Annotated in this window: 18 protein-coding genes, 1 tRNA gene and 1 other RNA gene; 8 read left to right on the forward strand and 12 right to left on the reverse strand. The window is 36.5% G+C overall.

Translation table 11 applies throughout. The features are described 5' to 3' along the window. Positions 1–35: 35 nt before the first annotated feature. Positions 36–2,795: a TonB-dependent receptor gene (locus HMPREF2660_RS05390; protein ID WP_068597493.1), complete on the reverse strand. Its 2,760-nt coding sequence runs from the start codon at positions 2,793–2,795 to the stop codon at positions 36–38. A gap of 202 nt (positions 2,796–2,997) precedes the next feature. Between HMPREF2660_RS05390 and rnpB the strand changes: the two genes are divergently transcribed. After that, positions 2,998–3,319: RNase P RNA component class A (gene rnpB, locus HMPREF2660_RS05395), an RNA gene on the forward strand. Positions 3,320–3,323: 4 nt separating this feature from the next. On the opposite strand, the gene HMPREF2660_RS05400 is transcribed toward rnpB, so the two are convergent. Next, on the reverse strand, positions 3,324–4,355 hold the full coding sequence (locus tag HMPREF2660_RS05400; protein ID WP_013597759.1) for a quinone-dependent dihydroorotate dehydrogenase: 1,032 nt from the start codon (positions 4,353–4,355) through the stop codon (positions 3,324–3,326). A gap of 104 nt (positions 4,356–4,459) precedes the next feature. Between HMPREF2660_RS05400 and obgE the strand changes: the two genes are divergently transcribed. Both obgE and HMPREF2660_RS05410 read left to right on the forward strand, forming a co-directional pair. Beyond that, entirely contained in the window at positions 4,460–5,449 is a 990-nt protein-coding gene (gene obgE, locus HMPREF2660_RS05405; RefSeq protein ID WP_013597758.1) for a GTPase ObgE, read from the forward strand. 472 nt (positions 5,450–5,921) lie between these two features. Beyond that, a tRNA-Glu gene (locus tag HMPREF2660_RS05410) sits at positions 5,922–5,993 on the forward strand. Positions 5,994–6,040: 47 nt separating this feature from the next. Here HMPREF2660_RS05410 and zupT read toward each other — a convergent pair. The 4 genes from zupT to HMPREF2660_RS05430 are packed head-to-tail and all read right to left on the reverse strand — an operon-like array spanning position 6,041 to position 8,724. Further along, entirely contained in the window at positions 6,041–6,823 is a 783-nt protein-coding gene (gene zupT / locus HMPREF2660_RS05415; RefSeq protein WP_013597757.1) for a zinc transporter ZupT, read from the reverse strand. Between the two features lie 15 nt (positions 6,824–6,838). After that, positions 6,839–7,453 carry a Maf family nucleotide pyrophosphatase gene (locus HMPREF2660_RS05420; RefSeq protein WP_070485979.1) on the reverse strand — a complete coding sequence of 205 codons (615 nt, stop codon included), beginning with the start codon at positions 7,451–7,453 and terminating at the stop codon, positions 6,839–6,841. Then, positions 7,437–7,970 carry a KdsC family phosphatase gene (locus HMPREF2660_RS05425; RefSeq protein ID WP_070485981.1) on the reverse strand — a complete coding sequence of 178 codons (534 nt, stop codon included), beginning with the start codon at positions 7,968–7,970 and terminating at the stop codon, positions 7,437–7,439. The genes HMPREF2660_RS05420 and HMPREF2660_RS05425 overlap by 17 nt, the downstream gene beginning before the upstream one ends. Further along, the gene (locus tag HMPREF2660_RS05430) at positions 7,957–8,724 is read right to left on the reverse strand and encodes a Rossmann-like and DUF2520 domain-containing protein (protein ID WP_070485983.1); all 768 of its coding nucleotides are present in this window, start codon (positions 8,722–8,724) and stop codon (positions 7,957–7,959) included. The genes HMPREF2660_RS05425 and HMPREF2660_RS05430 overlap by 14 nt, the downstream gene beginning before the upstream one ends. A gap of 182 nt (positions 8,725–8,906) precedes the next feature. Here HMPREF2660_RS05430 and HMPREF2660_RS05435 point away from each other — a divergent pair, with 182 nt between their 5' ends. The 4 genes from HMPREF2660_RS05435 (at position 8,907) to HMPREF2660_RS05450 (ending at position 12,900) form a co-directional block, all read left to right on the forward strand. Next, positions 8,907–11,321 carry a TonB-dependent receptor gene (locus HMPREF2660_RS05435; RefSeq protein ID WP_070485985.1) on the forward strand — a complete coding sequence of 805 codons (2,415 nt, stop codon included), beginning with the start codon at positions 8,907–8,909 and terminating at the stop codon, positions 11,319–11,321. 131 nt (positions 11,322–11,452) lie between these two features. After that, complete coding sequence (locus tag HMPREF2660_RS05440) at positions 11,453–11,869, forward strand: nucleoside-diphosphate kinase (protein WP_013597752.1); 417 nt, start codon at positions 11,453–11,455, stop codon at positions 11,867–11,869. 85 nt (positions 11,870–11,954) lie between these two features. After that, complete coding sequence (locus HMPREF2660_RS05445) at positions 11,955–12,407, forward strand: copper resistance protein NlpE N-terminal domain-containing protein (RefSeq protein ID WP_070485986.1); 453 nt, start codon at positions 11,955–11,957, stop codon at positions 12,405–12,407. Positions 12,408–12,414: 7 nt separating this feature from the next. Further along, positions 12,415–12,900, forward strand: coding sequence for a dihydrofolate reductase (locus HMPREF2660_RS05450; RefSeq protein ID WP_013597750.1), 486 nt, complete (start codon positions 12,415–12,417; stop codon positions 12,898–12,900). A 58-nt stretch (positions 12,901–12,958) separates the two neighbouring features. Here the strand turns inward: HMPREF2660_RS05450 and HMPREF2660_RS05455 are convergent, their stop codons facing one another. From HMPREF2660_RS05455 to HMPREF2660_RS05480, 6 genes are all read right to left on the reverse strand, one after another. Beyond that, on the reverse strand, positions 12,959–14,293 hold the full coding sequence (locus tag HMPREF2660_RS05455) for an MFS transporter (protein ID WP_070485988.1): 1,335 nt from the start codon (positions 14,291–14,293) through the stop codon (positions 12,959–12,961). Between the two features lie 19 nt (positions 14,294–14,312). Continuing rightward, entirely contained in the window at positions 14,313–14,927 is a 615-nt protein-coding gene (locus HMPREF2660_RS05460; RefSeq protein ID WP_013597748.1) for a bifunctional nuclease family protein, read from the reverse strand. A gap of 100 nt (positions 14,928–15,027) precedes the next feature. After that, on the reverse strand, positions 15,028–15,990 hold the full coding sequence (locus tag HMPREF2660_RS05465; RefSeq protein ID WP_013597747.1) for an electron transfer flavoprotein subunit alpha/FixB family protein: 963 nt from the start codon (positions 15,988–15,990) through the stop codon (positions 15,028–15,030). Positions 15,991–16,024: 34 nt separating this feature from the next. Continuing rightward, positions 16,025–16,771, reverse strand: a complete 747-nt coding sequence (locus HMPREF2660_RS05470) for an electron transfer flavoprotein subunit beta/FixA family protein (RefSeq protein WP_013597746.1) — start codon at positions 16,769–16,771, stop codon at positions 16,025–16,027. Positions 16,772–16,861: 90 nt separating this feature from the next. Next, a complete protein-coding gene (gene tatC / locus HMPREF2660_RS05475; RefSeq protein WP_013597745.1) occupies positions 16,862–17,701 on the reverse strand; it encodes a twin-arginine translocase subunit TatC in 840 nt (279 codons plus the stop codon). Then, positions 17,701–18,669, reverse strand: coding sequence for a KpsF/GutQ family sugar-phosphate isomerase (locus tag HMPREF2660_RS05480; protein ID WP_070485990.1), 969 nt, complete (start codon positions 18,667–18,669; stop codon positions 17,701–17,703). Before HMPREF2660_RS05480 ends, tatC begins: the two co-directional genes overlap by 1 nt. A 159-nt stretch (positions 18,670–18,828) precedes the next feature. On the opposite strand from HMPREF2660_RS05480, the gene recQ reads away from it, so the two are divergent. Beyond that, positions 18,829–21,021, forward strand: a complete 2,193-nt coding sequence (gene recQ / locus HMPREF2660_RS05485) for a DNA helicase RecQ (protein WP_070485992.1) — start codon at positions 18,829–18,831, stop codon at positions 21,019–21,021. The last annotated feature ends 42 nt before the right edge of the window (positions 21,022–21,063 follow it).

Here is a 21,063-nt window from a genome sequence, read left to right on the forward strand (position 1 = left end):
TTAAAATATTTGTTTTTTACTTTTGACTGATATTGTTAATAATTGTACTTTAATTCCATTCCGAAATAAGGCGCAATACCGTTTCTACGCTCTATTTTTCGTCCATGAAATGTATAAGGATGTGCATAACTAAATAATCGATTTACAAACATAGATGCGCTAAGAGATTTATAGATGCTCTTGGTAACTTTTAGATTTGTATTGAAAGTAAAAGTATAGTTAGTTTGTATATTATCAGTTACTGAGGTGTTTCTTACTAGCCATTGTAAAATTGCATCTGATTGTTCTATTTCTGTGTATGGAAAAATATTTCCGTTCGGATCTACATAGTAATCTGGCTTTGCTATTCGTTTGTCTCTTTTTTCTCTATTAAATAAAGAGCCCTGAAAAGATGCTGAAAAAGTAAGGTTTAAATTAGGGATGTACGTATCTATAAATAGGTTGTAATTCATGTTTCTAAAATCATAACCCATATCATTTTTATAAATTCCTACATATTGATAATCATTTCCTACTAATGAAACTTGTGGTTTCTCTTGTACAGGAATTGTATTTCTGTATTGAGTTCTGAAGTAAGAACCTGTAAATGTAAAACGAGTGTTAATGGTTTTGATTCTTGGTGATGAATAACCGAATTCTACACCATTTTTAGTAGTCTCACTTCCGTTTTCTGTGGTTGTATAAGAAGCCCAAACTTTTCTTGATTCAAAAGGAATATTTGTTAAATCTGGTCCATTATTCCAAGTACTAAGATCCACTTGTGTATTATCATATCTTTTATAAGAATGGACTGTATAATTGCTCACGGCACGAAAACCATTTTCTAAATTTTCTTTGTAAAAGTTGACAAAAAGATTGTGGTTTTTGTAGCTTAAATCGACTCTCAATTCTTTTTTTATGTTTTTTGCAGCTACTAAATTCTTGTTTACCGTATTTTGTTTATAGGTCATAAAATAAGCATAACGATAATCTGCATCTTTATGAAAAAAACTTAATTGTGTATAATCCCAAAATCGATCATTCGGATAAAGGTTATTCAAAGTTGGCATTTTGTAAAACTCTCCATAACCCATGGTCAAATCTATTAGAAAAGGAGAGTTGTTAAGTATAAGTTTAGGGAGGTTGTATTGTAAATTTACACGAGGCTCTGTATAGATTTTGTTGTTGATTTTATAATCAGAACCCACGTTAAGCATAGAAGAAAAGCGTAAACCGGCATAAAGTGTAAACCTGTGATTGTTGATTTTATATGCTATTTCATCACCCAGGAAAGTAGCAACTAATTGGTAAGCAGGGATATCATCAAAACGTCGAGGCCTTGTAGTCATCCCTCCAGTAACAGGTCTTAAGATGTCGTATTTATGCCCGGTACCATAATTTTTTGCCAAACGAAAATCCAATCCAGCTTCGTATTTATGATTAAAAGCCCCGATTGTTTTACGTCCATTTGCTTGGAACATAGCAGAAATGTTGAGTGGCTTGCCGTCAGTCTCAAAATCTGAAATGTATCTTGTTTCAGGAAAATATCCTACATTCTCTCCTTGTTCAGTTGCAATCGAAACGGCTCTAGGTCCTGATAGTTGAACAAATTTGGTTTGTTCTAATTTTTCAAAACCTTGTCTTGCAGATGTATTTAAGATAAATTTATTGAAGAATAAGTTTTCATCTTTCAAATTGTAAATAAAATTATTACTCAATGCAATATTCTGATTAGAAGATTTGTATTTGTCTACTAAATCATATCCTGTATCAGGATCAGCTTTTTGTTTATCTAAGTTGTTTGAGTAATCTAAGTTTGATCGCCATTCTAAAGAATTTTCACCAATCTTAAATTTTGCTTTTGAACGTAAAGATGAAGTTAATCTTTGGTAATTGTTAAAATCGATATCGGGTGTAGACTTCGCATCAAGTAAGTCTAAGCTAGCAAATAAATCCCAGCTATCTTTAATTCTAAACCCTTTTCCTGTATAGTATTGTTTGCTAAATCCGTCAGATTTAAATCTCACTTGAATAGGAGTATGCCTTATCTTTCGATCTATTTTTATCAAACCAGAAGTTAAATCTCCATAACCAGCAGAAGGAATTCCTCTTATAATTTCTACCTTTTCGATATCATTCGTAGAAAGAGTTCGCATATCTACACCAGTACTTGTGGTGTATCTATTTTCCGCAGCTTTTAATAGATGGTCAGCATCTAGAGAGGTTTGAAGATTTGCTCCAGAGTTAATTACATTATCATCAATCATAAACTGAATACCTAGAGATGTTGTATTGTAATCTGATGGTCTACGGCTTTCCCTTAATGATGCGCTATTATTTGATGTTAGAGAAGGATCACGTGCCAACCCTCCTGGAAGTAACTCCATGAGATCTGTAAAACTAGAAGGTTGCAAATGTTGCATAGCTTCTTTGGTGATGATTGATTTACTTGTAAGTCCTTTATCTTCTTTTGCAGTGATTACAACTTTTTGTAATTGATTATAATCCGATTTTAACTCTATGTTGAAAACTGTGTTCTTGGAAAGGTTAATACTTATTTCTTGAGGCTGATACATGAAATGATTAATCAATAAAGTATACGAACCTTTCGCTAAAACAATACTAGTCCTTCCTTCTTGATCACTGATTCCTAATATCTTTTCGTTAGAGATAATTTCTACATCACTTATTTTTACTTTATCAATATCAGAAATATCAAAAGTAACGATGTAATCCTGAGCTTGTATAGAATAACAAACGACTAATAGAATGATTAATGAAAGCTTTTTGATTGAAATAGAATGGTTTATTAACATCGAGCTTCTAAATGGGTAACAAAATTAAGAAGCGTTTAACAAAATAACTAATTTTATTTAGAATAAATATAAATAATATAACTAAAATCATGTTTTCCTGTACTATTGTAACCGATCAATTATTATTTATAAACAGAATTTTTTAGGGAAGATATCTTTTGTATAATCAAAATTATAATCAAAAAACTATCTACCTTTGTACCGAGCAAGTCGCTTTGTCGCTGCGATGAAAATCGGAGAGGAAAGTCCGGACACCAAAGGGCAAGCATAGCGGATAACATCCGTCCGTCGAAAGGCGAGGACAAGTGCAACAGAAAGCAAGTACAGTTCGGCTGTAGTGAAAACAGGTAAACTCTATGCGGTGAAATGCCATGTATACCAACAGTTAAGTGCTGCTCGTGCGTTGTTGGGGGGTAGGCAGCTTCATGTTTTGGGTAACCAAAATAGTAGATAAATGACAAAGGCTTTGTTTAGTTATCATACCAAGCAAAGTACAGAATCCGGCTTATAGACTTGCTCTTTTCTTTCTTATTTTTGGGTAGAAATCCAGGCTTTTTTTATAGATTGTATCAATTGTGGTCCTTCATAAATAAAACCCGTGTATAATTGTACCAAAGATGCTCCAGCTTCTTGTTTGCAGATTGCATCTTTCGCAGTATGGATTCCTCCAACACCAATCAATACTTTGTCTTTTTGTATTTTGGTATGAAGATATTGAAGTACTTCAGTCGATTTTTCCATCAGAGGTCTACCACTCAAACCGCCAATTTCTTGGGTTAATTCTTGCTCTGATACAAGGCCATCACGAGAAAGTGTCGTATTGGTAGCTACAATACCTGCAATATTGGCTTGTTCTACGATTTCGATAATATCATCCAACTGATCGGTAGATAAATCAGGAGCAATTTTTAGGAGAATAGGCTTTGGTTTATTCTTTTGTTCGTTTTCTTTTTGTAGGGTTTGCAATATATACAGTAAGGGTTCTTTTTCTTGTAATTCTCGTAAACCAGGCGTATTGGGCGAACTCACATTCACTACAAAGTAATCAACATAATCAAATAATTTCCTGAAACAGATAAGATAATCCTCTACCGCTTTATCGTTCGGGGTAATTTTATTTTTGCCGATATTGCCACCAACAATCAACCGATTTCGTTTGGTTTTCTTTAGTTGTTCTACCGCATAATCTACTCCATTGTTGTTGAAGCCCATTCGGTTAATCAGTGCTTTATCTTTACGTAAACGCATCAATCGTGGCGCAGGATTTCCGGGTTGTGGCAAAGGCGTTACCGTCCCTATTTCAACATACCCAAACCCTAAAAGAGCCAGCTCTTCAATATACTCTGCATTCTTATCAAAGCCAGCTGCAATGCCAACAGGATTTATAAAATCTAAACCCATCACATGAATTGGCTTTTGGTTGGATGAAGTTTGTAGAGTTGATTGAAGTAGTGTCTGAACCAAAGGAAAGTTTTTCCATCGTTTCAGATTATTCATCACAAAATAATGAGCCGCTTCGGGTTCTTTTCTAAATAGAAAAGATTTGATAATATCGTACATAGCTACAAAAATAATCAATCAAAGGCGGATATTTAGTAAAATTTTCGTTTTATAATCCAATAGAGTTCTTGTATCTTTGCAAATTAGCTATACAAGGAAAAACTATGCAGACGAATTTTGTTGATTATGTAAAAATACATTGTACAAGTGGACACGGAGGAGCCGGATCAGCACATTTGCATCGAGAAAAATACATCGATAAAGGTGGTCCAGATGGTGGCGATGGTGGCCGTGGTGGTCATATCATCCTACAAGGAAACCGAAATCTATGGACCTTGTTAGAGTATAAATTCCAAAAACATTTTCGTGCCGAGCGAGGCGGAAATGGAGGGGCATCGCGTTCTACCGGAAAAGATGGGAAAGATATTTACCTCGAAGTGCCCATTGGGACAATTGCCAAAGACGAACAGGGAAATGTGATTGGTGAAATTACAGAAGATCAGCAACAAATAATCCTGATGCGAGGTGGGAAAGGAGGTTTGGGAAACTGGCATTTTCGTTCAGCAACAAGACAAACTCCGCGTTATGCACAACCAGGCCTAGAAGGGCAAGAAGGATGGATTACTTTAGAACTGAAGGTTTTGGCCGATGTTGGTTTAGTTGGTTTTCCGAATGCTGGAAAATCTACTTTGTTATCGGTAATTACCGCAGCTAAGCCTAAAATTGGCGACTATGCTTTTACGACCTTGACACCGAATTTAGGGATTGTAAATTACCGTGATCATCAATCATTTATCATGGCCGATATTCCTGGAATTATAGAAGGTGCGGCCGAAGGAAAAGGACTTGGACATCGTTTCTTGAGACATATCGAACGAAATTCTACTTTGTTGTTTTTGATTCCGGCCGATGCCGATGATTATCAAAAAGAGTATGATATTCTTGTTAATGAACTGAAAAAATACAATCCCGAATTGTTGGATAAATCACGTGTATTGGCTATTTCTAAAAGTGATATGTTGGATGATGAGTTGAAAGCTCAAATCAAAAAACAACTCCCGATTGATATAGAAACTGTTTTTATTTCGGCAGTGGCACATCTTGGTTTAACCGAACTGAAAGACCTTCTTTGGAAGAAATTACACGAGGAATAAAAAAATCAATACAAACTTCCATCAAAAGATGGATATTTCCCTAAAAAAATGAATGCAATTTTTGGGAAGCTTTTATATTCTATACCCATTATATAGCCTCCGCTATCAGAACTAACCCAAAAATTTCTAAGGGGTGTCCGAACTAAAAAAAATCCAACACCAGATTCGTAAGAGGGTAGTTGATTAGAAGTGATTTTCCAGATCCTAATACAGACAAATCTAACTCATCATCGGGTAAAATGATTTGATTTATCTTCTTAAACTTCTAAAAAAAATAGGTTTTTAAACATTTTAAGAAATAGTAATTGATTATCGTATGAAATTTATTTTGTTCTGATGTCAATAGGATAGTGGAGTTCGAGCAAATTCGATTTTTAAACAACATTGGTTTAAAGGAAAAATAAAAAAAACATAAAAATGTTTGGTAATTAGAAAAAAGTTGTTATTTTTGCAATCGAATTACAACAAGGATGCTCCCTTCGTCTATCGGTTAGGACATCAGATTTTCATTCTGAAAAGAGGGGTTCGATTCCCCTAGGGAGTACAAAAGCAGCTCAGTATCACTGAGCTGCTTTTTTTACGTTTGTATTTTTACATTAGTAAAATAAGACTTGAAGCCATAAGGAGCATCCCGCCAATTATTCCCCAAAGCGTCAATCGTTGATTTCCGTATTCGTTTGCTGTAGGGATTAGTTCGCTAAGTGAGATATAAACCATGATTCCGGCAACACTCGAAAAGATCAAGCCAAAAAAATAGTCATCCATTAAATTCTTCAAAATAAAATAACCTACCAAGGCGCCAGCTGGTTCTGCCAAACCAGAAAGAAATGAGTAAGTGAAAGCTTTTTTTCTACTTTTTGTGGCATAAAAAATTGGCACTGCTACGGCAATACCTTCGGGGATATTATGAATTGCGATTGCTACGGTAATCCCGACTCCATATGCAGGGTCGGCTATTGCCCCCATAAAAGTTGCCAAACCTTCGGGGAAATTGTGCAAGCCCAAGGCCAAGGCTGCAAAAAGTCCCATACGCATAAGTTTATCGTTTTCGTTTTCTTTACCATTATTTTTGGGAAGTCGATTTTCTGGTAAAAACCGATCAAGGACAGCAATAAAAGCTATCCCGGCAAAGAAACCAAGGGTGGTGTAGATGCTTGCTGTTTTCACATCATAGAGAGACATGAGAGAGCTTCGGGCTTTTCCTAGGATTTCTACAAAAGAGACATAGATCATTACACCGGCAGAAAAGGCGAGGGCTAGACAAAGAAATTTTGGGTTGAAACGTTGGTATACAATACTCAATAAGCTTCCGATACCTGTACATAAGCCAGCAATCAGGGTAAGTGCCAATGCAAAAAGTACATTTTCTTCCATGTTGCGGGCTTTGTATTAAGTGTTATAATAAAGACTTTCCTGCTCTACAAATTGTTTCAGTTCATGGTAGAGTAGGGTGGTTGGTAAACCCATAACAGTAAAATAATTACCTTCTATTTTTTCTATTCCAATCAATCCTATCCATTCTTGTATGCCATAAGCACCTGCCTTGTCGTACGGTCGATAGTTCTGTACATAATACGTAATTTCTTCGTCTGTTATGGTCCGAAAATAAACTTTCGTTTCATCTGAAAAAGTTATTTCTTGATGTATACTTTTAATACATACAGAAGTATAGACTGAATGTTTTTGGTTGGACAATGAGCGTATCATTTCGATGGCTTCTTTTTCTGATGATGCTTTTTCCAATGACTGATTATTTACCCAAACCGTGGTGTCTGATGTTATCAAAATATCTCTTGCTTGTAAATCGGGATAAGCGTTTGCTTTTTTTCTGGCAAGATGATCGGTAATTTCTGCAGCTTTGTATTTTTCTCGATCGAATTGTTCATCGATATCAAGACTAATGCACGAAAAAGAAAAACCCATTTCCTGCAAAAGGGCTTTTCTTCTTGGTGATTGAGAACCTAAGATTAGGTTGAAACTTTTTGTATCAATCGGATGTGACATGAGAATCGTTTTCGTACCAAAGATTTTGAGCTTTTAGAATCTGTTCGATTAAGTCGCGAACGCAACCTTTTCCACCATTTTCGGGTGATATATATTCGGCAACACGGCGTACATCCATGCAAGCATCATTGGGGCAACAGGATAATCCTACCAATTTCATCACTTCGATATCCGGATAATCATCGCCCATATAGGCGATTTCATTTTTTTGTAGACCATAACTAAAAAGTAAATCATTGAATGCTTCTGTTTTGTCAATCGCTTTGGTATAAATATCCGTTAGTCCTAGATATTTTAGACGTTGAACAACTGCCAGGTCATGTCCGCCAGAAATAACCGCTATTTTTATGCCTTTTTCTATAGCCAGTTTTATAGCGTAGCCGTCGCGTGTATTCATGGTTCTTACCATTTCTCCTGTAGGTAAAAGAATCAGTGAGCCGTCTGTTAGTACACCATCTACATCGAGGATAATGGTCTTGATATGGTTTAACTTTTCTTTGTAGCTAATCTCTGTCATAAGTTCTTTTGATTGATTTGGTGAGCACTTGATAGATTTCTAATAAACGAGAGTCGTTTTGTAATAAATCTAAATGACGATTGATAATGACATCGTCTCCTCTTTTTGCAGGTCCTGTTTGTGCATCATACGGTGCAAGAGTTTCTATTTTAGAGGCAGTCTCTTTGATCAAAGGTCGAAGAACATCAAACGGTAAGTCGTTTTCTCTGCAAATTTCATTGGCAATATAAAAAAGATGATTCACAAAATTATTTGCCCAAACACCACACATTTGAACTTGCATTCTCTTTGCGTGTGGAAGAACATGAACTTCGTTCGAAATTTTAGAACACAACTTGTACAATGCTTCTTCGTCTGCTTTGTCGTCTGCTTCTACAAAAAACGGAATTTCATCGTACCGAAGTTTTCTATCTTTTGAGAAAGTTTGCAACGGATAAATCACGCCCTTTCGGTAATCACCTTTCAATACATTAACCGGCGATGAACCAGAGGTGTGTACTACCAATGTATCGTCGAACGGTATGTAATGTGAAAATTCTTCTATACCAGAATCGGCACATGCAATGATATAAAGCTCTGCTTTTTCTAATTCAGAGATTTTATCGGTGTAAGGTATACGATGCGCTTCACCAATTTCTCGGGCATTTTCTAGGGTTCGGTTGAATATTTGTCGAACATTGAAAGTGTTTTCTATCAAGGCTCGGGTAAGATGGAAAGCAACATTGCCTGCTCCCAAAATAACTATTGATTTCAATATCTTATACTTTTGTTAACAAAAATAACAAACTTGTTTGATAAAAAGAGTGAATTTTTTTTTGTTTTTTTAAGTCATTGTAACATTTATCTCTTAGCAGCGTCTAATACGATGAAAACAAATCACAATTACGATTTGTTAGGGCATTGAGAGGTTAATAAACAAAACAATTTTTTAATTACATGAAACTAAGGAAACTATCGCTGGTATTTGCATTTACAATGTTGTCTTTTTATGGATACGCACAACAGGGTGAAGGGAAGATTACAGGTCAAATCCAGAATGAAAAAACAGAAAATTTACCATTGGTTAATGTGAGTGTATTCGACCCAATAACGGGTGAGTTTATTACAGAAGCTGATTCTGATGAAAACGGAACTTTCACGATCGAAGAGATAGCAGATGGGAAGTACAAAGTGAAAATAATAGAGTTTGGTTATCAACCAATCGAACGTACGGTAGAGGTAAAAGACGGGCAGTTTGCAATGGGGCAAATAACTTTGATACAGCAAGTCGGCTCTACCATAGAGCTGAAAGGAGCTTTTGTGCGTGCACAAGTTTCGCAGTACCGTAATGAGATTGATAAGCGCGTGGTTGAAGTAGGGAACGATTTGGTAAGTGCCGGAGCAACAGCTGTCGCAGTACTCAATAATATTCCTTCGGTGAATGTAGATCAACAAACGGGGAATATTTCTCTACGCGGTAACGAAAATGTAAATGTTTATCTCGACGGGAAACCTTCTTCTCTTTCGGCGGCTGAATTATTGAAACAATTACCCTCTAATCAGATCCAGAGAGTAGAAATCATTACCAATCCTTCGGCAAAATATGAGGCAGATGGAAAGTCTGGAATTATCAATATCATTACTATTAAACAAAAGAATAAAGGCTACAATATAGGCCTGAATTTGGGTGTAGAACACGGCGAAAAAACACGCCATACGTCTGCGGTGAATGCAAACCTGAACGTTGGTAGCTTCAATTTTTTTGGGAATTTTAATTACAACCACAGTCCTTCATGGAACGAAGGTAGTATGACCAACCAAACCGTTAACGAAATCCAAGATTTTTATATCTACAACCGAGCAAAAAACATTAATTATAAATTTGGGTTCGATTGGTTTATCAGTGATAAAACAGCCCTAACTATTTATACCAATCAATACGATAATAAATGGGACGGAAACTTTGACAGCTATATTTTGAGTGGAGGACAAAAATATCTAAATGTTTCGGATATCAAGTCGAAGTTTACAGCAGGTGATTATAGTCTGAATTTGAAGCATGATTTCGATAAAGAAAATCACAACATTGTTTTGGATGCTTTTTACTCAAACTCGAAAACTCCAGACAACCGTCTAATGACCGACCAATACGAACGTCCATTATCTTATCATGAGGCAAGAAAAGATGACAATTCGAATCTACGTATCAATTTAGATTACGAAAATCAAATCATAGATGGAGGAAAAATAGAAGCAGGAATTCAGTTCCGTCAAGAAAAAAAAGACAATACCTTTTCGTCGAGTAAACAAATGATTGACATCAATCACAACCCTATTTTCGACTCTCAAGGAAATGCGGTAAACGAAGGTGCAATGTTCGACTTTACACGTAATTTTTATTCAGTGTATTTAAATTACAAACAAAAATTCGGAAAATTTGGTATGCAAGTAGGGCTACGAGGTGAGCAAACCGAAGACGATGCTGCGTATAGTGTGAATCCCGATGTAGAAGGCAATTACAAAAAAGACTATTTCGATCTGTTTCCATCAGCTTTCTTAACGTATGATATTACCGATCGTGGGCAATTGACTGCAAACTATAGCCGTAGAATTACGCGTCCCGGAATCTATCAACTAACGCCAGTTAGACGCTGGTCTTCACCTTTGATGACGCATCAAGGAAATCCAGAACTGAAACCAGAATATACCGATGCTTTCGAGTTGGGATTATTACAACAACTGAAAAAAGGATCAGTTTCTGCCAATGCATTTTATCGTCATACCAAAGACAATATCATGTTTAGTATGAAGAATAATCCAGACAAAGAAGGTCAAGTAATTCAGACCGCAGAAAATTATAGTAAGACGAATGAATATGGTTTCGAGGCTAGTTTCAATTATCGTTTGGCTAAATGGTTTTCTACTTTTGTAGCCGGAGATTGGACATCGATGAACTTTTTCAATACCAATTTGAAAGGAGAATTAGAAGACATGCGCACCAACCGTTTCACTGCACGTATGAGCAATACGTTCACTTTGTCCAAAAACTTTAGTATACAGCATTTTGCTTTTTATCAAGGACCTTTCGAAAATTTCCAGGGAAAAATGCACGAAATGTGGCGAATGGATTTAGGAGTACGATATAGCTTTATCGACGGTCGAGCAAGTCTTAGTGCAAGAATGAATGATGTTTTAGATACCATGAAAGCACAATTTGATATGACATCACCTTACGTGGGAACAGGACAATTCCAGTGGGAATCTCAGACCTTCTACGTAGGATTTACTTATAATTTTGGCGGGAAAGTGCGTACACGAAAAGAAGTGCAACAAAACAAAACCCAAGCAGAAAGCGGAATTTCTTTACAATAAATAAAGTATAATACATAGAATATAAGATACTGCTAAAAGATTTGCTCGATAATCGAGCAAATCTTTATGATTTTCGCAGATTAATGTTTAATTTTGCAATCCAATTAAGGAAAATCGATAATTAGAAACAAATGGCAAACATTACCTTTACCATGATCAAGCCCGATGCAGTAGCAAAAGGGCATATTGGTGATATTTTAAAAGATATTACCGATGCAGGCTTCACAATCAAAGCAATGAAAATGACTCAATTAGCGAAGCAAGATGCAGAAGCTTTTTATGCAATACACAAAGAGAGACCTTTCTTTGGTGAGTTGGTAGAATTCATGACATCGGGCCCAATCGTAGCAGCAGTTCTAGAAAAAGAAAACGCAGTAGAAGATTTCCGCACATTGATCGGAGCAACGAATCCGAAAGAAGCTGCTGAAGGAACAATCCGTAACAAATACGCAGAGTCAATCGATGCGAACGCTGTTCACGGTTCTGATAGTGATGAGAATGCTGCGATTGAAGCTGCCTTTCATTTCGCAAAGAAAGAAATTTTCTAAGAAAATAAACAACAAAATTCTAATCCCTTTTCATATAAAAGGGATTTTTTTGTTTACAATCCGTACCTTTATCAAAAGAAAAATTATGAAAAAAAATACTATTTTCGGTCTTTCTGCTTTATTAATTCTTTTAGTAGCTTGCGAAAAGAAAGAAAATTCGGTTCAAGAAACCCCGATCGTAACAGAAACTGTAGATTCGATCAAGCAAGATTCTGTTCAGCCATTAGCAGAACAACCAGCAGAAAGTGAAAAATTCCAAGGAAAACTTGGAAATTCTTCTAATTCGATTACCTATACCATAACTCTGAATCCGGACGAAAGTTATATATATCAAACCAAAGACGATAAAACAGGTGAAGTTCTAATAACAACGGGGGTTTATGATCTGAAAGATGATGGTAAAACCCTATTGTTGGGCAATATTTCAGATGGTCCAAATGCTTTCCGAATAGAAGGCGATAAGCTGATCGAAGTAGACAAAAACGGAAACCCAAAAGTAAGCAACGGCGAGGTTCATTATATTTTAATAAAAAAATAATCTGCTTATGCTACATCTCGTAGTCGCAATTGCAAGTAATCATGCGATAGGGAAGGGGAATCAGATGCTTTGGCATTTACCAAAAGATTTTCTACATTTCAAGAAAATCACTACCGGACATCCGATAATTATGGGTAGGAAAACATTCGAATCAATTGGTAGACCTTTACCCAACCGAGTAAATATTGTGATTTCGCGAGACCGCAATTACTCTGCAGATGGAATACAGGTCGTTCATTCGTTGCGAGAAGCTATAGAAAAAGGCTATAAGTTGGATGAGGATCTTTACGTGATTGGTGGTGGAGAAATTTATCGCCAAGCAATGGAGTTTGCCGATAAAATCTATCTCACCGAAGTGCATCACGAATTTGAAGGGGATACATTTTTCCCAGAAATTGATGATGAAAAATGGGTAGAAGTAGACCGTGAACATCATCTAAAAGATGATAAACATCTTTATAGTTATGATTTTGTAGAATATCTAAGAAGATAAAAAACTTCAGCCTTAGGCTGAAGTTTTTGTGTTGGTATTATTCTGATAGAAAGTAATATTAACGAATTATTTTTTCCACTTCTTTCGGATCATGCTTGTGCTTAAAAATAATGGCAAAAAGAATGGTAACAATTAGTGCATAACCAGCAAAAATAAACCATGACATTTGCCAACCGTGCAGTTGAGCCAAAAGATCGGTTTGGTTATAAACATAATGATTAACAACGTATTGAGCGGCCAACATCCCTATTGTAGCACCAAAACCATTGGTCATCATCATAAAGACACCTTGTGCCGAAGAGCGTATCTTTTCGTCGGTTTCGTTATCGACATACAGTGAACCCGAAACATTGAAAAAGTCAAAAGCAATTCCGTAAACGATCATCGAAAGAATAAACATCCAAACGCCCGAACCTGGATCTCCAAGCCCAAATAACCCGAAGCGCAGAACCCATCCTACCATGGCCATTAACATGACGATTTTGATTCCGAATTTTCTCAATACAAAAGGGATAAGGAGAATACAAAGCGTTTCAGAGATTTGAGAGAGTGAAATCAATGCATTGGCATTGTTTGCTCCCCAGGTGTTGGCATATTCTGGTATAGATTTGAAGCTTGTGATAAATGGATTGGCATACCCATTGGTGATTTGTAAAGAAACGCCTAATAGCATCGAGAAGATGAAAAATATGGCCATTTTTTTATCTCTGAATAAGGCGAAGGCTTTGAAACCGAACGCATCCGAAAAGGATTGTTTTTCTGTTTTTTCACTGATTGGGCAGTTCGGTAAGGTGAAACTATAGAGAAATAATATTATACCTATTATACCCGAAACATAAAATTGATAATAATTAGATTGGAAACTGATAAAGTTTGGATCACTCGAAAAATTAAAGCCTAAACGTCCATTATCAAATCCGATAAAATTAACAAACAACATTGCACAAATAAACCCTACTGTACCAAAGGTTCTGATTGGTGGAAAGGCTTTTATGGTGTTAAGCTTGTTTTGTTTTAAAATACTGTATGCTGTTGAATTGGAGAGTGCAATGGTCGGCATAAAGAAGGCAACACTAAATGAGTAGAGCGTGAAGATGGTGGCAAAATCTACAGTTTCACCGGCGATATGGCCATAATATCCTGCTGCAATGATAAAGATAGCAGCCAAGAGATGGTTGAGGCCTAAAAGCCGCTGAACAGGTATCCATCTGTCGGCAATAATTCCCATAATTGCAGGCATGAAGATAGAAACGATTCCTTGCATTGCGTAGAATAGCCCAATTTTCGAGCCTAAGCCTACAGATCCCAAATAATTTCCCATAGAGGTGAGGTATGCTCCCCACACTGCAAATTCTAGGAAATTCATGATTGTTAGTCTTAATTTTATAGACATATAAAATAAAATGTGTGTTTTAGTTTGTACGTTTGTCGAGTTCGTCTCGAAGTTGAGCAGCAAGTTCGTAATTTTCTTCCATTACTGCTTTTTTCATTTCTTCTTCTAATTCTTCAGTTGTCCATTCTGAATAGTCGGATAAATCATTCATTGCTTTTACTTCCTCTTCTATTTTTTGCATAGCTTGGTTGATGCTATCTTGTTCTTCTTGGATAACTTCTAAATGGATCCCTGCTTTTTCTACAACGTCTTGGTAGGCATAAATAGGGGCAAAGAAACGAATAGCAATAGCAATGGCGTCTGAGGTGCGTGAGTCGATTTCGGCTATTTGTCCTGTGAAATCTATAAAAACTATTTTCGAATAAAATACGCCATCTTCTAATTTATAGATATAAACCGATTTTACAGAAAACTTGAATTGTTCTCCCAAGCTCACAAAAAGATCATGTGTGAGTGGTCTTGGCGGTGCAATGTCTTTTTCTAAAGCTAATGCAATAGATTGAGCCTCAAAACTTCCGATGATGATAGGGAGTTTACGTCCTCCGAATTCTTCTTCCAAAATAAGAGCATAAGCTCCTGTTTGTGTTTGGCTATAAGAGATTCCTTTAATATTGAGTTTAACTAAATTATCCATTGGATGGTAAAACTAACAAAATCTTATGAATTATTGAAAAAAATAAAAAAATCCGAATCAACTTTTCGGTCAATTCGGATAAGATTACTATAGGTAAATATTAATTTACTCCTTTTAGTTTTTTAACTTCTTCGATAAGTTTTGGTACCACTTCAAAGGCATCTCCTACAATACCATAGTCAGCAGCTTTGAAGAATGGTGCTTCTGGATCGTTATTGATTACAACAATTGTTTTCGATCCATTTACTCCTGCTAAATGTTGGATGGCTCCTGAGATTCCGATTGCTATGTATAAATTTGGTGCAATGGCTTTCCCGGTTTGTCCTACGTGTTCTGAGTGAGGTCTCCAACCTATGTCCGCAACTGGCTTAGATGAAGCGGTTGCAGCACCTAAAATGTTCGCTAGTTCTTCGATCATTCCCCAATTTTCTGGGCCTTTAAGTCCACGACCAGCAGAAACTACGGTTTCGGCTTCGTAAAGGTCTATTTTTTCAGAAGATGCTTGTTCTACACTTTCTATTGTAATTTTTGCATCGGCTGCATTTACTGTTACATTTCCTGTTTCTTCTGTGCCGCTAACTGCGTTATCTTTAACCCCGAAAGAGTTTTGTAATACAGTGATTACTTTGGCACCTTCTACTGCTACTGTTTCGATTCCTTTCCCTGAGAAAGCTTTTCTTTGAACTGTGAAAGGAGTAACCGAAGTAGGAGCTTTTTCTACATTGGTCACCAAAGAAGCGTTTAATTTGAGTGCTAGTATAGGAGCTACAGAAGAAGAGTCGTTTGTAGAAGCTAATACAAAAGTATCGGCTCCGTTTGCTACTTCTGCCAAGGCTTTTGCGTAAAGGCTTGGATCGAAGTTTTTGAGTGTGTCGTTGTCAACTTTTACAACTTTCTGTGCACCGTGAGCATATAGTTTATCCGATGATTCTGTAGCGTTAAAAGCAACAGCTGTTACCGTGTTACCTGCTAAGTCGGCTATAGATTTGGCGTATGAAACGGCTTCTAATGCTGCTTTTTTATAGTGTCCATCATGGGTTTCTGCGAAAACAAATATTGGCATGTTCTTTTATTTTGAAATTGATAAATAGGGTGAATTAAATTACTTTAGCTTCTTCATGTAACAAACGTACCAATTCGGCAACATTATCTTTGTCTACTAAAGTTACAGTACCACGAGAAGCTGGTTTTTCATAACCAACAACCGTTACTTTGGTTTCGGTTGGTTCTGCAGCAACAACTGTGATTTGTTTCGATCTTGCTTGCATAATACCTCTCATGTTCGGGATTCGAAGAGCACTTTCTTCAACCATTCCTTTTTGTCCAGCGATTACAGCAGGTAGAGCGACGCTCGCTTTTTCTTTCCCACCGTCGATTTCACGAACTACTTTGGCAGTAGTGCCCTCAACTTCTAGTCCGATACATCCGTTTACAAAACCGTAGTCCAACATTCCGGCTACTAGACCAGGAACAGCACCTCCGTTGTAATCTATAGATTCTTTCCCAGTCAAAATCAAGTCATATCCACCTTCTTTAGCAGCTTTTGCAATTTGGGTAGCTACAAAGAAATCGTCTTTCGCATCAGCATCTATACGGATTCCGTCATTTGCACCAATGGCTAAAGCCTTGCGCATCACAGGCTCTACACTTGCATCACCTACCGTAAGGATTGTCACTGTTGCCCCTTGTTTTTCTTGCAATTCAACGGCACGGGTTAAACTAAATTCGTCATGCGGGTTGATTACAAATTGCACGCCGTTTTTATCAAACTCCTTCCCATCAGAAGTGAAGTTTATCTTTGCGGTAGTGTCTGGAACGCTACTAATACAAACTAATATCTTCATCGATTTATGATTTTTTGTTTTTAAAAAATTGTCTTAATAATTTCTATTTGCTAATTTACAAAAAACATTTTACTATGCAAGCATAGTAAATTAATTCTTTGTTAAACTTTTTTCTTGTTTTCTGAGTTGCTTTGTGTATACATTATTTGCAACAACTACACTTAATTCGTATAAAAACCAAAGAGGGATCGAGGCTACAATCATGCTCAATATGTCGTTCGGTGTAATCGCCGCAGCAATAACCAAAACTACTACAAATGCATGTTTTCGATAAGTTTTTAAGAAAGTTGGGGTCAACAATCCTATCGAAGTAAAGAAATAAACAAATACTGGTAGGAGGAAAATTACCCCCATCGATAATAAGGTTTGTACAAACAAGCTGATGTATTTTGGTAAAGTCCAGGTGTTGCCAACGTTGAACGGATCGTAAGAAAATAAGAATTGTGTAGAAAGTGGAAGAAGCATATAATAGCTAAACAATATACCAGACAAGAAAAACAAGGTTATCGCAAAGACAGTGCTTGTGGCACTTTTTCTTTCATTCTCATTGAGGCCTGGTTTCACAAATCGCCAAATTTCCCAAATGATATATGGAATGGCAACAATCAACCCGCAAACTAGAATTGCCATAATTTGCGAAGTAATTTGACCCGATGGGTCGAGGTTTGTTAAGTCTTTAGAAATATCGAATTCGGATGTATATAATTTTCCTATTCCTGATGTTTCACCTAAATAGTTGAAAAATCTAAAGGTAGCAAAGTTCGATTTCAAGGGTGCCATGATAATATCATTGACAATGAAATCCCAAAAAAAAGCTACAAAAATAGATGCCAAAATCAGGGCTATACAAGATCGTACAAGATGACCTCTTAATTCGCCTACGTGCGCCAAAAAAGACATGTCGGCTGTGTATTGTTTTTTCTTTGTCATTATTCTATTCCTTCTGCTAATATCGAATGGATATCCAAAACTCCATAATACTTATCGGTATCGTCGACCACAATTATTTGCCCAATACTGTTGTTTCTGATAAGGTCTAAGGCAGTAGCAGCTAAGGCAGTTTTATTTATTTTTTTAGGATGCATCGTAGCAATATCCTTTGCTTTTAGATGCTGAAAGTTGGGATGCTCGATAAGCATTCTACGTAAATCTCCATCGGTGATAACTCCCAGGACTTTGTTGTCTTTATCGATAATGGTGGTAATTCCCATTTTGCCAGTAGTCATCGAATCAATTACTTCTGTCATCGGAGCGTCTGCCGATACTTGAGGTTTTTTACTTGTATCTACAATATTATCTACACGCCATAAGAGCCTTTTTCCTAAAGCCCCTCCTGGGTGGTATTTTGCGAAGTCTTGTTTTTCGAACTTTCGAAGTTCCATCAAAGCTACTGCAATTGCATCGCCCATTACAAGTTGAGCAGTTGTGCTGCTTGTAGGCGCTAGGTTTAGGCGTCCACTTTCTTTGCTTACGGATGCATCAAGTACATAATCAGCGGTTTTTGCCAAAACGGATTCTGTGTTGCCTGTAATGGCGATTAGCGATTTTGCTCTATTTTTTAGGATAGGAGAAAGAAGTTTTATTTCGGGTGTGTTCCCACTGTTAGAGATACATAAGCAAACGTCTTCTTTTTGTAGCAATCCCAAATCACCATGGATGGCTTCTGCAGCATGGAGAAACTGAGAAGGGGTACCAGTAGAGTTTAGGGTTGCGACAATTTTGTTTGCAATATGGGCACTTTTCCCAATTCCGCATACGACAAGTTTCCCGTTTGTGTTAAAAATTTCTCGAACAGCTTGGCTGAAAGAATTGCTCAAACGATTGGCAATTAGTTCAATTTCTTTGGCTTCTTCTAAAAAAACCTCTTTAGCTATGAATGTTAAATTTTTTTCTTCCAAAATGAAATGTATTGTCAGCTCCTAAAAAATCCGTATATTTAAATTCCTTATATGATTGGAAGTTATAGGATTTAAGTTTTACTGAATTCGCCTCCAAATATAGGGTTTATTATAAGAAAAATTTTATAGTATTTTGATAAAATTGAATTGATAGGAATGATGGAGACGCATACAAAAGATTTATCTAGCTACCTTAAGAAATACTTTGGGTATGATCAATTTAAGGGGCAACAAGAAGAAATTATTAAAACGCTTTTGAATAACCAAGATGTTTTTGTACTGATGCCAACTGGCGGAGGAAAATCTATGTGTTATCAATTGCCAGCCTTGATGTCGGAAGGGGTGGCCATTATAGTATCGCCACTAATTGCATTGATGAAAAATCAAGTAGATGCGTTACGTGGCATATCGACCAATGAAGTAGCTCATGTATTAAATTCGTCGCTCAACAAATCCGAAACAAAAATTGTGATGGACGATATTCGAGCAGGTAAAACAAAAATGTTGTATGTAGCACCAGAGTCATTAACCAAAGAAGAGTATATCGATTTTTTCAAAACGGTAAAAATTTCTTTTTTCGCTATAGACGAGGCTCATTGTATATCAGAATGGGGTCATGATTTTCGTCCAGAATACCGAAATCTAAAGTCCATTATCCAAAAAATAGGGAATGCTCCTATTATAGCACTCACTGCTACAGCAACACCAAAAGTACAAGAAGATATCCAAAAAACATTGGGCATGCAAGATGCTAGGGTTTTCAAAGACTCGTTCAATCGTCCCAATCTTTTTTATGAAGTTCGTCCGAAAATTAATCAAGACAAAGAAATTGTAAAATTCATCAAAAAAAGACAAGGAAAATCAGGAGTCGTGTACTGTCTTAGTCGAAAAAAAGTTGAAGAATTAACACAACTTCTTCAAGTAAACGGAATAAAGGCGATCCCGTACCATGCTGGTTTAGATGCTAAAACAAGAAGTAAACACCAAGATATGTTCCTTATGGAAGATGTAGATGTTGTGGTGGCGACCATTGCTTTTGGGATGGGAATCGATAAACCCGATGTACGATTTGTTATTCATTACGATATTCCAAAATCTTTAGAGAGCTATTATCAAGAGACTGGACGAGCAGGTCGAGATGGTGGAGAAGGAGAATGTGTGGCTTTTTACGATTATAAAGATATCGAAAAACTAGAGAAGTTTTTGGCTAGTAAACCAGTTGCAGAACGAGAGATCGGTATGCAACTGTTGAATGAAGTGGCAGCATATGCCGAGACTTCTATGTCGAGAAGAAAATTTTTGCTCCATTATTTCGGAGAAGAATTCGATGAAGTAAACGGTGCGGGTGCTAATATGGACGATAATATGCGTAATCCTAAAAAAATGATGGATGCTACCCGAGAAGCACAGCAAGTTTTGACCATTGTAGAGAAAACCAATCAAAAATTACGTATTGCTGATATAGTCCATATATTGGTTGGCAAAGAAAACTCTATAACCAAATCATTCAACTTACAATCAGAACCATATTTTGGGATCGGGAAAGACAAAGAAGATTGTTTCTGGAAAACGGTAGTACGACAATTAATCGTCCATAATTATCTGAAAAAAGAAATAGAAACTTATGGATTACTGAAAATAACTGAGCAAGGAAGAGAATTTTTAGACAATCCGACTAAATTCGAGATTGCTCAAGATATAGATTATAAAAAGCTACTCGATGGAGGAATAGTAGATGAAACACCTACTTCACCTGCAGCTTTTGATGATCGACTTCTAAAACATCTCAAAGAATTAAGAAAAAAAATTGCTAAGAAGCATCAGTTGCCTCCCTTTGCCGTTTTTCAGGACGCAAGTTTAGATGACATGACCATGCAATACCCTACCAATCTCGTCGAGCTTACCAACGTATATGGAGTAGGAGAAGGAAAAGCAAAAAAGTTCGGGAAAGAATTTGTAGCCTACATTGCACAGTATGTAGAAGATAACCAGATCGAACGACCAGATGACATGGTAATCAAACAAGTGGCCGATAAAACAAGTCATAAAGTATATATTATTCAATCTACTGATCGAAAACTCGATTTAGCAGATGTAGCTTCTGCGAAGAACCTTTCGATGGATGAGTTATTGTCAGAAATGGAAAGTATAGTTTATCAGGGAACAAAGTTGAATATCAATTATTATATAGATGAGGTTTTGGATGAAGATCAACAAGAAGAAATTTTCGACTATTTGATGGAAGCCGAAAACGACTCGATGGCGAATCTTCTCGATGAATTTAGCGATGATTACGACGAAGAAGAACTGCGATTGATGCGAATAAAATTTATAAGTGAAGTCGCAAATTGACCCAGTAATAAATCGAAAGTTCGTAACTTTGGATTTTTCTTT

Source organism: Weeksella sp. HMSC059D05 (assembly GCF_001809725.1).
Classification (GTDB): domain Bacteria; phylum Bacteroidota; class Bacteroidia; order Flavobacteriales; family Weeksellaceae; genus Weeksella; species Weeksella virosa.